Annotated in this window: 10 protein-coding genes; 7 read left to right on the top strand and 3 right to left on the bottom strand. The window is 35.1% G+C overall.

Annotated elements, in window-relative coordinates; genetic code table 11:
- Window positions 1-2: 2 nt before the first annotated feature.
- Entirely contained in the window at window positions 3-143 is a 141-nt protein-coding gene (locus BAZO_RS22050; protein WP_087946160.1) for a cytochrome c oxidase subunit 2A, read from the bottom strand.
- 360 nt (window positions 144-503) lie between these two features.
- Here BAZO_RS22050 and BAZO_RS10580 point away from each other — a divergent pair, with 360 nt between their 5' ends.
- The gene (locus tag BAZO_RS10580) at window positions 504-1,106 is read left to right on the top strand and encodes a beta-class carbonic anhydrase (protein ID WP_003331471.1); all 603 of its coding nucleotides are present in this window, start codon (window positions 504-506) and stop codon (window positions 1,104-1,106) included.
- Window positions 1,107-1,357: 251 nt separating this feature from the next.
- On the opposite strand, the gene BAZO_RS10585 is transcribed toward BAZO_RS10580, so the two are convergent.
- Window positions 1,358-1,813 carry a chemotaxis protein CheX gene (locus tag BAZO_RS10585; RefSeq protein WP_035197320.1) on the bottom strand — a complete coding sequence of 152 codons (456 nt, stop codon included), beginning with the start codon at window positions 1,811-1,813 and terminating at the stop codon, window positions 1,358-1,360.
- Window positions 1,814-2,140: 327 nt separating this feature from the next.
- On the opposite strand from BAZO_RS10585, the gene BAZO_RS10590 reads away from it, so the two are divergent.
- The 4 genes from BAZO_RS10590 (at window position 2,141) to BAZO_RS10605 (ending at window position 8,790) form a co-directional block, all read left to right on the top strand.
- Window positions 2,141-3,229: a type III polyketide synthase gene (locus BAZO_RS10590; protein WP_003331473.1), complete on the top strand. Its 1,089-nt coding sequence runs from the start codon at window positions 2,141-2,143 to the stop codon at window positions 3,227-3,229.
- Between the two features lie 10 nt (window positions 3,230-3,239).
- The gene (locus tag BAZO_RS10595) at window positions 3,240-3,800 is read left to right on the top strand and encodes an isoprenylcysteine carboxyl methyltransferase family protein (protein WP_003331474.1); all 561 of its coding nucleotides are present in this window, start codon (window positions 3,240-3,242) and stop codon (window positions 3,798-3,800) included.
- A 460-nt stretch (window positions 3,801-4,260) separates the two neighbouring features.
- Window positions 4,261-7,935, top strand: a complete 3,675-nt coding sequence (locus BAZO_RS10600) for a dynamin family protein (protein ID WP_003331475.1) — start codon at window positions 4,261-4,263, stop codon at window positions 7,933-7,935.
- Between the two features lie 114 nt (window positions 7,936-8,049).
- On the top strand, window positions 8,050-8,790 hold the full coding sequence (locus tag BAZO_RS10605) for a CBS domain-containing protein (RefSeq protein ID WP_003331476.1): 741 nt from the start codon (window positions 8,050-8,052) through the stop codon (window positions 8,788-8,790).
- Between the two features lie 51 nt (window positions 8,791-8,841).
- Here BAZO_RS10605 and BAZO_RS10610 read toward each other — a convergent pair whose 3' ends face one another.
- Entirely contained in the window at window positions 8,842-9,723 is an 882-nt protein-coding gene (locus BAZO_RS10610) for an NAD(P)-dependent oxidoreductase (protein WP_003331477.1), read from the bottom strand.
- 213 nt (window positions 9,724-9,936) lie between these two features.
- Between BAZO_RS10610 and BAZO_RS10615 the strand changes: the two genes are divergently transcribed.
- Together BAZO_RS10615 and BAZO_RS10620 are read left to right on the top strand one after the other, a co-directional pair.
- Entirely contained in the window at window positions 9,937-10,206 is a 270-nt protein-coding gene (locus BAZO_RS10615; RefSeq protein ID WP_003331478.1) for a YpbS family protein, read from the top strand.
- Between the two features lie 32 nt (window positions 10,207-10,238).
- Window positions 10,239-11,078, top strand: coding sequence for a sulfurtransferase (locus BAZO_RS10620; protein WP_003331480.1), 840 nt, complete (start codon window positions 10,239-10,241; stop codon window positions 11,076-11,078).
- Window positions 11,079-11,541 lie beyond the last annotated feature (463 nt).

The following is an 11,541-nucleotide window of genomic DNA, read 5'->3' on the forward strand; positions in this document are numbered from 1 at the left end:
GATTAACGTTGTAAGAATAGATTAAAAACACCAAGCCAAGTACCAACAAGAATAAGTCCAAGTATTCCTACAGATAGTAGGGTTCCTTTTAAAGAATTGCTATCTTCTACCTCAGTTTTACGATGTAGCTCTGGTTTCGCCATAGAATCACTTCCCTTCGATTGATCTTAAGTTTTAAAACATTTTAGTGTAAAAAGTGAACCTTCTGTATGCTTTTATATTACAAAAGAAATAAATCGAATCCATCACATTTTTTTACTTTTCACAAAATGTTCATAAGTAGTATAATTACTATTGAAATAGTGAAAATTACTTTAACCTTGATGCATAAGGGTTTTTGTTTTGAAAAATGTGAACATAATGTGAAGACAGTGTTCAAAAATGTTCATTCCATAGTTGGAAAATATCATTTGCTTTTGGATTTTATTTAGAGAAAATGTTATTCTTTGGAAGAAACATGCATCAAAATAATAAAATTAAAAAACATCTAGGGGGTCATGGTTATGAATCGTTTACAGGAAGTTCTTTCCCATAATGAACAATTTGTGAACAACAAAGAGTATGAACAGTTTAAAACAACTAAATATCCAGATAAGAATATGGTTATTTTGACTTGTATGGATACGAGGTTGACTGACTTATTGCCGAAAGCAATGAATGTGGGTCATGGGGATGCGAAAATTATTAAAAACGCCGGGGCTCTTGTCTCTCACCCATTCGGAAGTATTATGAGAAGTATTCTCGTTGCTGTTTATTCATTAAACGCTAAGGAAGTTTTCGTAGTAGCACATCATGATTGTGGGATGACAGGATTGTCCGCAAATCAAATTTTGGACAAGTCCATATTAAGCGGTATTTCGAGAGAGAAAATTGACATTCTACGTCATGCAGGTATTGACATTGATAATTGGCTCAAAGGTTTTACTAATGGTGCGGAAAGTGTTGAAGAATCTGTATACAGTATAAGGAATCACCCGCTTTTTCCAAAGGATGTTCCAGTACATGGGTTAATTATTGATCCAGAAACAGGCAAATTAGATGTCATTGTTGATGGAAATGAACATATTGAGAAATCGAATAAAGATGATTTGAGACATTCTATCTAATAGAATGTCTTTTTTTAGCCATATTAAAAATTAAAGGAAAAATAGATATTTTAGAAAAACATAAACCATTAGTTTTAGATGGAGAAATAGCTATATTAGAATCGCGATTTTGTGCTGAATTTGAAAAAATTCAAATCAGAGGCAGAACAAAAATTGAAAAAAAATAAACCGATTCGCTAGTGAAACACCTGCCCATTATATGATAAAGGTTCAGTCGAAGCGCTCGTCGCTAAACGGGCGCTTCCGCTTTTCTATTTCGTTTCCAGCATTAGGATAATATGAATTTCGCCTTTTCCTTCAATTGCCACAGGTACGCGAAAAGCACGATCAAATCCATATAATTTGGAGGAACCAACCATTACCGTTGGAGGAGTAATATCTATATCCACTCCATGTGAGGCCACGATTGTGCAAAGCTTACCTGCAAGCATATTTCCAAGCTCACCTGTGAATGATTGAAGCATTTCACCTTCTAAAGGCATGCCGAACATTGCTTCCCCAATAGCCCCGAATGTCTTGGCTGCGCTTTCTAAAACCAACCGACCTCTTACATGACCAACCATCCCTATTAAAACTCCAATCTCGGTTTGTTCCAACGGTGCTGTCATAAGTGAAGGTTGTCCGACTACAAGTGGCATTGGGATTACACTTTTAACCGATTCCAACGTTCCGTTTAATATATGAGTAATATTCCCGCTTAAAGACAGTTTACCCACCCCCCTATATTTCTTTTTATGTAAAATAGAATAGGTACATGATACCATAAAAATGATTATCGTAAATTAGGAATCTTCCATATTCATAAATTTTATATTAATTTTGCAATAATTTACAATGTAATGAAGGGTAGAATCGGTTATAATAAAACTGCACAACAAACCTTCAAAACGTCGGTTTTCTAAATGAATTCCGCTTTTTCAACCTCTCTAATTCAGGGAGGTTTTTTTTCGCACTGATAAGTAAAATTTTCTAATGACTAAAATATTATTAATTGGAAAATATAACAGTAAATGGATAAAGAGAAGAGGGAACTTATGGCTAGTATTGTATCTGTAGGTCTTTGTACACCTCCCTATCGGATCTCACAGGAAAAAACAGTCGAATTTGCAAGAGAGTTGTTTCAGGATTCCTTTCATGAAATCGAGCGCTTGTTGAAGGTGTTTGAAAACGGTCAAATAAAGGAACGTTATTTTTCTGTTCCGTTGGAATGGTTTAGCAAGGACCATAGCTTCGCTGAAAAGAATGAAATCTTTATTGAAAAAGCCGTTGAGTTTGGCATTTCAGCGATTAAAGAATGTTTGCATAACCCAACCTATTTACAGAAACCAATTCCATTTGAGGACATAGATGCTATTTTTTACATAACGTCCAGTGGTCTAGCAACACCGAGTATTGATGCGAAAATTATGAATCAATTGTTGTTTAGGAAGTCTTGTAAACGAATCCCGATTTGGGGGTTGGGGTGTGCTGGAGGAGCATCAGGTCTTTCAAGGGCTTTTGAATATTGTAAGGCATTTCCGAAAGCAAAAGTTCTCGTATTAAGTGTTGAGCTTTGCAGTCTAACTTTTCAAAAAGATGATCATTCCAAAAGTAATTTGGTTGGGACCTCCCTTTTTGCTGATGGTGTTGCTTGTGCCTTAATAACGGGTTCAGAAGCTGATCTTTCACTTAAAGATTCAAGTATAGCTTTACCTAGGATTTTAGCAACACAATCCATGCTGATGTCCGATTCAGAGGATGTCATGGGTTGGAGCATTAGAAAGGAAGGATTTTTTGTTATTTTTTCAAAAGATATTCCGACGATCATTCGGACATGGGTAAAATCAAACGTTCAAAACTTTTTGGACGAGCAAGAACTGACAATTCAGGATATCGAACATTTTGTTGCTCACCCTGGAGGTAAAAAGGTTTTAGAGGCCTATGTTGAAACCTTGGGAATGGGTCAAGAAAAAATAAACAATTCACTTGAGATTTTAACGAATTATGGGAATATGTCATCGGCAACAATTTTATATGTCTTGAAGAAATTTCTTGAAAATAGCTCTAAAAAAGGCGACTTAGGACTGGCAGCAGCTGTCGGACCGGGCTTTAGCTCTGAATTATTACTATTACGTTGGGAATAGAGGGAATACTATGTTTTTTTCGCTTTTCATATCCTTAGTCATATTACAAAGATTAGCGGAGCTTGGGATTGCCAGAAAGAATGAAAAATGGATGAAAGCCAATGGTGGTTTTGAAGTTGGCGGGGAACATTACAAGTATATTGTGATCGTCCACATTCTGTTTTTTATGTCATTAATGATGGAAGTATCGTTTTTTAATAAAGCAACTTCATCACAATGGATCGTTTTTTTATTTTTTTTCACTTTAGCTCAGGGCCTTAGAGTGTGGAGCCTTTTATCCTTAGGAAAGTTTTGGAATACAAAAATCATTATCATGCCTAATGTCAATATTATTTCAACTGGACCATATAAATTTATCCGCCATCCCAATTATTTAGTGGTGGTAGTTGAACTATTGGTTATACCTTTGATGTTTAATGCGTTTTTAACAGCCATCATTTTTACCCTTCTAAACATGGTTGTCTTAAGCATACGCATACCAATCGAGGAAAATGCGTTAATTAGGGAAACGAATTACAAAGCAGTATTTCATCAACGGGCTCGATTTGCACCTACGAGAGAGCGAACATAAAAAATTGGGCAAGGAAGAAATCGGTTACAAATTTCTTATTGAAAATGTGTCTCAATGGTATTATAATAAAGGTAACGGGTAATTGATAATAATTATCACTATCGGTATGGTAATAACTCGGGATTGGATGGTGTTGGAAAATGGTATTTGCGTTTATTTCGGTTACATTTGTTACTTATGGAACTTTAATGTATTATATCCTTCACAAAGTCGACCCACGTACACGGTCAAATTAAGCCTTTAAAGACCTAAGACCGTGTATTTTTAAACTACATAATTTTCAATGTATCTTATTGACATGAGGAATGATCGGTTGATTCCTTATGTCTTTTTTGTTTTTTCTGACAAAATTTGATACTGGATGTGAAAAACAATTGAGCAAAAGCTTAACAATTGATAACATAAAAAGGGGTTTACTTTATTTAGTTACCGCACTATATATGGGGGAAAGATTACTATTATGTTAGAAATTAATCGTTTAGCAGCACTATACTTAGAATTGCAAGAAAAAGGGGACAATGACAACGCTGAAAAAGTGAAGCAGCTTGTCGAAAAACTAAAAAGCAAAGAATTTATGATCGCTTTCTGCGGGCACTTTTCTGCAGGAAAATCGACAATGATGAACCATTTTATGGGAAAGGAAGTTTTACCATCCAGTCCAATTCCGACAAGTGCGAACCTTGTTAAAATCAAAAAAGGAAAAAGCTATGCAAGGGTTTATTACAAAGAAGCCGATCCTGTTGAATTTCCGGCTCCATATGATTTTGAAGCAGTTAAAAACTTTGCAAAAGATGGCGAAAACATCATCTCAATTGAAATTAGTGATGAAGATATAAGCCTCCCAGAAGGTGTTGCCATTATGGATACGCCCGGAATTGATTCAACAGATGATGCCCATCGTATTTCTACTGAATCTGCTCTGCATTTAGCAGATATTGTTCTTTATGTAATGGATTACAATCATGTTCAATCAGAGCTGAATTTTTCGTTTACGAAAACATTAAAAGACCGCGAAAAACCAGTTTACCTTGTAATCAACATGATCGATAAACACAATGAGGAAGAGTTAAGCTTTGAATCGTACAAAACTAGTGTAGTAGAGTCGTTCAAAAGCTGGGGCGTCAATATCGATGGTTTATTTTTTACATCATTAAAAGACTTGAATCATCCGTTAAATGAATATAGCAAGCTCGACCAATTTTTGAAAAACCAGATTAATAATAAAGAAGAACTGTTGCTTCAAAGTGTATTAAATTCAGCAAAACCGCTGATAGAAGACCATTTGCTATATTTTGATAATGAGCATGATGACGCGCGGCAGGATTTTGAAGCCCAACTGGAGGATTTACCTGAAAATGAAAGAAAGCAGGTTCTTCAAGAGGTTACTGATTTAGAAGAAAGTCAAGCTTCATTACAATATCGAAAAAATAACCTTAAAGAGCAATATGAAGATGAAATTAAGAAAATTCTTGATAATGCTTATTTAATGCCTGCAGCAACAAGGGATTTAGCCCATTCTTTTATAGAGGCTTGTCAGCCTGATTTTAAGATTGGATTTCTTTTTTCGAAAAAGAAAACAGAAGAGGAAAGAGTATTAAGATTAAATGCTTTTTATGAGAGTTTTAAGAAGCAAGTAGAGGCACAGCTTGATTGGCATATAAAAGATTTTTCCGTTAAATTTTTCAAGCAAAATCAAATAGATAATGAGGATTTTATTAACAGTATTTTTGAAGAATTAACAGTAGGATTTAGTTCGGAGCTTTTAGAAGGGCTTGTTAAAAAGGGAGCAGGCCTAACCGGGGAATATATTTTAAATTATACAAACGATGTTTCGAATGAATTAAAACGATTATATAAAAATCGTGCATTGGAAAAATTTGAAGAGGGTAAGGACCTCATTTATTCAGTTATCGATCGTGAACTTTCCGAGGTTGAAGCAAACCTAGCGAACTACACGCAATATAAGCGCGCTGTTGATGGATTGAAAATGCTTCAACAAGAAAGAAATAGCGTAGAAATAAAATTATTGGCGCTTTTATCGGAAACATTAGAGCAGTATGTTCTTGAAGCTACTAATAACTGGTTGAAACAGTTTAAGGGAACTACGCCATCGATTGAAATTAAGCAAATGGAAATGGCGGAACATAAAGAGTTGAATGGAGCATCTATTGAGCCTACTGATCAAGTGATTGACAATGTTTTAGAAATGAACCCTGAGCAAGATCTTGTTCAATCTGTAGATAGCTTTAATGTTAAAGAACGTTTAGGAGAAACGGTTGCAAAATTAAAAACGGCGATTAGTTCATTAAACGGGATTAAAGGTATTCATACCCTTGCTAGTGATATGGCGGCAAAAGCAAATAGATTAAATGACAATCGTTTTACGATTGCATTATTTGGAGCATTTAGTGCTGGTAAATCATCGTTTGCAAATGCTTTAATCGGTGATAAGTTGCTTCCTGTTTCACCAAACCCGACTACAGCGACGATAAATAAAATATTGCCATCGAGCGCTGAACATCCGCATGGGACTGTTTTAGTTAAAATAAAAACGAAAGAGCAAATTTTTAAAGATGTTGAACAGTCATTAGCCTTGTTTCAAAAGAAATGTGCTTCCATGGAAGATGCCCTTTCAGTTATTAACTCGTTATCATACGAAGGGAATGATCCGAAGGAAAAGCCGCATTATTCGTTTTTGAAGGCTGTTCATATTGGCTATGATTTCATTGCTCCACATTTAGGGGAATTGTTAACTGTAGATTTGAAGGCATTTGAAGATTATGTTGCCAAAGAGGAAAAATCTTGTTTTGTGGAATGGATTGAGCTTTATTATGATTGTCCACTAACAGAGCAAGGAATCACATTGGTAGATACGCCAGGAGCGGACTCTATTAATGCAAGACATACAGGAGTTGCTTTTGAATATATCAAAAATGCAGATGCCATTTTGTTTGTAACCTATTATAATCATGCGTTTTCAAGAGCGGATCGAGAGTTTTTAATTCAACTTGGACGGGTGAAAGAAGCATTTGAAATGGACAAGATGTTCTTTATTGTCAATGCAGCCGATCTTGCGAAGTCTGAGGAAGAATTAAAATTGGTTGTTGATTATGTAGGTGATGAGCTTAAGAAATTTGGAATTCGCTTCCCAAGGATTTATCCGTTATCAAGTAAGATGGCGCTAGAAGAGAAATTACAAGCAAAAGAAGGGAAGTCCGTTTCAAGCGAATCTAGAATCACCGCCTTTGAACAAGCATTCTATTCGTTTATTATGAACGATTTAGTCCAAATTTCCATTCAAACGGCACACGAGGACTTAAAACGATCTGTAGCTGCGCTTCAAAATATTATTGCGACAGCTAAGGAAAGTGATGAGGTAAAGGAACAAAAACGTCAAAATGCCGAGAAAGCTAAAGGACAAATTCATGATAAACTAAAATCAAAGGAATTCAAGGTAGAAGAAAGGTCGTTAGCACAGGAAGTCGAAGAATTACTTTTCTACGTGGCCCAACGTGTCTTTTACCGCTTTAGTGATTTTTACAATGAAGCCTTTAACCCATCATCATTGCGAGATGATGGTCGGGATTTGAAAAAGGCAATCCAAAGCTGTTTGGATGAATTGCTAGTTCATATCGGTTTTGACTTGTCCCAGGAATTACGAGCTACGTCATTACGTATTGAAAACCATATTAATAAATTATTGAAAGAAGTACACCGTAGTATGGAAGGAATGATTGATGAGCTTCATCCAATTCCTTTATTACCTGTTGAAGCCCGCCATTTTGAGACAATGGATTTTGAGAATGCCCTTGAAAAAATTTCACGGGATCCTTTTAAATCTGTTTTATCCATATTTAAAAGTCCAAAATCGTTTTTTGAACAAGGTGGTAAAGGTAAATTAAAGGATGGACTCGAAGAACAGCTTAAGGAACCTGTTCATTCCTATATTGAAAAACAAACAGCTCTATTAAAAGATGTATATCATACCTATTTATTGTCGTCTCTTGAAGACGTTTTAAAAGAAATCGCTATTGAAGTTGATGACTATTTTGAAGGGTATTTTGCAGCACTGTCTGAAACAATTGATATTGAAAAACTTGAAAGCGCAAGATCAAAAATTCAATCTATTTTATAAGAAAAGCGCAAGCGCCTTGTTCATCGCCGTACAAACTGGAGGAGACCTGAAGTTTGCTAGGCGATAGGCGCTGGATCTAGACAATGGATACACAATCTATGAGGAGAACTAAACATGGAAAATACAGCTAATAGAGAAGATTTAAAAAACTCCGAGCGTTTTCTTAGTGCATTTAATATCATTAACAGTGAAATTGAAAAAATGGTCGATGCACGTGGTCATATTCCTTTTTATCGTCTGGTTGATATGGCGAAGAAGAAAAGTGGTTTAATTATGACCTATAAAGACGATCTAAAAGAATTATCTGAACTTAGAAATGCGATTGTCCATGGACGTCACTATCCAGCGTTTACAATTGCGGAGCCGCATCTATCAGTCGTTGAACTAGTTGAAAAGATTGCAGGCGAATTAACAAAACCAAAAACGATTATTCCGTTTTTTGAACGAAAGGTTAAAACGTTCCAGAAAACGGACCATTTAACAGCTGTTTTAAAAACTATAAAAAAACATGGTTATTCGCAATTCCCTGTTTACGATAATAACAAATTTGTAGGTCTTTTAACGAATCAGGGAATAACAATGTGGATTTCCCAGAATATCGAAAAGACTCCAATGGACAGCTGTTTAGACGCCTATCTTTCAGATGTAATGTCTTTTGAAAAAATTAAAAGAAACTATATTTTTATGAATAAAAATCAAAATATATATGATGTCCGTGAAAAGTTTTTAAATCATTTTGACATTTTTGCAACACGACTTGAAGCGGTGTTAATAACTGAAAATGGCCATTCCGATGAAGAATTACTAGGGCTGGCCACCCCGTTTGATATGGTACGAATACCGTTTTTAGCTTAATGAATGAAAAGCCAACATTTCTATGATTCCCAGAAATGTTGGCTTTTATCGTTAATTTAAATTTGATAATTTCTTATTTAAAAGAACATACAGTGCGGACATATCCTGTTCACCGAGGTCGTTTTCAATCGCATCCTTCAAAATATTGGTCAGCTGTCCACCGATCGGCAATTCCATATTGGCTCCACTTGCCATTTCTTCAGCAAGTTTCATATCCTTATGTAAAAGCTTAATTGCAAATCCAGCTTCAAATTGGTCTTTTGCTATAAAGCTATTGTAATGACGATCATAAATACGGCTTTGAGCATAGCTGTTGTTTAAAATATTAAATAAGAGGTCTAAGTCCACACCCATTCTTTTACCCAATGTTACAGCCTCGCTAACGGCCTGTGTATGAAAGGCAACCATCAAATTATTGATTAATTTAACCACAGATCCGCTTCCAATCTCTCCAATATGATAGATGTTTTTACCCATTACATTAAATAAGGGAAGGACCTTTTCGTATATTTCCTTTTTACCGCCAACCATGATGGTTAACGTTCCATCCTCTGCTCCGAAATTACCACCGCTGATTGGAGCATCTAAAAATTCGATTCCCTTTGTTTTTGCTGCATCCGCAATTTTCTTATTTAAACCTGGAGCAACCGTGCTATGGTCAACTAAAATTAGTCCTTCATGACCATTTTCGATTAAGCCATCTGCTCCGAAATAAACAGCCTCCACATCTGCAGGTAAAGGTAGACATGTTAAGATTACGTCAAGTTCCTTTGCCATTTCGGCAACTGATAGTCCGCTTTTCCCGCCCGCCTCAACGAAAAGATCTTCTTTGCCTTTGCTGCGGTTTTTTCCTACAACTTCAAAGTTTGCCTTCACTAAATTTTTTGCCATAGGCAAGCCCATATTTCCAAGTCCGATAAAACCAATTTTCATTTATATCGATCTCCTTTGTAATGTAAAAAATGAAATATTATACTGACATATATTAGTTTTCGCTTAAAATTTTAATTTTCCTTTAAAATTTTAAAGGAAGATAGACTTCTTTGGTGAATACTAAAAAAGAAAGCAAAAGTATTTTTGTACTTTTTATCTAATTCATATAAAATGAATAATAATATAGAAACAATTATAAAGGAGAGACTAGCGGTGAGTGTACATCATGCGATAAGCGATCATTCAGAAAAACAACATTACATAGTGAAAAGATTTACTGAATTAGACCAACAAAGAGAAGCTTACATAGAAGAAGCGGTTGAATTGTGTAAAAAAGGTGAGGCATTTTCAACAGATAAAATTAATGCCGTTACGAAAGAAATGAATGAACTTGGCAAAAAAGGAATTGTTACCTCTTTACCTGTTAGAAAACAGGTTACTGTTGAAATGGTGAAGGAGTATGTTGAAAAGATATCAAACTAAAAAAGAAAGATTGCTTAAGGAGAGTGGAGAATTTGAAAAATATTGTGAATGTAGACTGGCTATATGAGAACCTTGATAATCCATCCATTCGTATTATTGATTGTCGATTTGTATTAGGAAGCCCAGGAAAAGGCCTTGACGCTTATGTAAATGAACACATCTCCGGTGCATTATATTTTGATCTTGAAAAGGATATGTCTAGCAAGGTTACTGAGCACGGTGGAAGACACCCTATGCCGGAATTAGACCGAATTATAGACAAGCTTAGTACTGCAGGAATTGATGCTGATACGAAAGTGGTTGCCTATGATGATCAAGGTGGTATGATGGCATCACGCTTTTGGTGGCTGCTGAAATATTTAGGACATGAAAAAGTTTATGTATTAGATGGTGGTTTTAGCAAATGGATGTCAAAAGGATATCCGGTAAATGATGAAATTCCTTCATTTCCACGCAAAGAATTTCAAGCAAGCATTCAACACGATCTTTTAAGCAGTGTAGAAGAAGTTAAGAAAAACATTGAAACAAAAAAAGCAGTTCTCCTTGATTCAAGAGCAGAAGACCGATATTTAGGTGAAAATGAAACCATTGATATAAAGGCAGGTCATATTCCGGGAGCGGTTAATTACTTCTGGAAAGATGTCATCAATGAGCAAAATGAGTGGAAGTCCTTAGACGAGTTAAAGGAACAATTTAAGAAATTAAACAGTGACGATCAAATCATTGTATATTGTGGATCAGGAGTATCTGCCTGTCCTAATATTGTTGCATTAAATGAAATAGGATTTAATAATGTAAAACTATATGTAGGAAGCTGGAGCGATTGGATTACATATGAAGAAAATTCGATTGCTGTGGGAACTGAAGATTAATAAGATTAATTGAAAAGACTAATAAAACTCTTGTCTGTTTAATGGATAAGAGTTTTATTATTTTAGAATATTGTCTATAAGGAGATTTAACCCAAACTGGAAGAAAATTGTCATTGAGATGATCGTTGAAAAGTAGTTTAATATAACTTGTGAGGCACGACAGTGACATGAATCGAACTGAAAAACGTGCTGATAAACGAATCAATCATGAAGTAGTAACTTGTTACCTATTATTAAACTATAAAAGAATTGGAAATTAGTTACTATTGAATGTGTGATTCAAAAATGATTTACTAGAATAGTAAATTTTAAGTTAGTTAACAAACTCACTTATATAGAAAAAGAAAACAAGTGAGAAAAATTATAATACCAAACATCAGGAGGAATACATTAATATGTCTAAACAACCAACAATGAAAAAAGTTCTTAACGTAATGACAACAGCAGCATTAGTAGGTGGCGT

Source organism: Schinkia azotoformans LMG 9581 (assembly GCF_000307855.1).
Taxonomy (GTDB): Bacteria; Bacillota; Bacilli; order Bacillales; family Bacillaceae_J; genus Schinkia; species Schinkia azotoformans.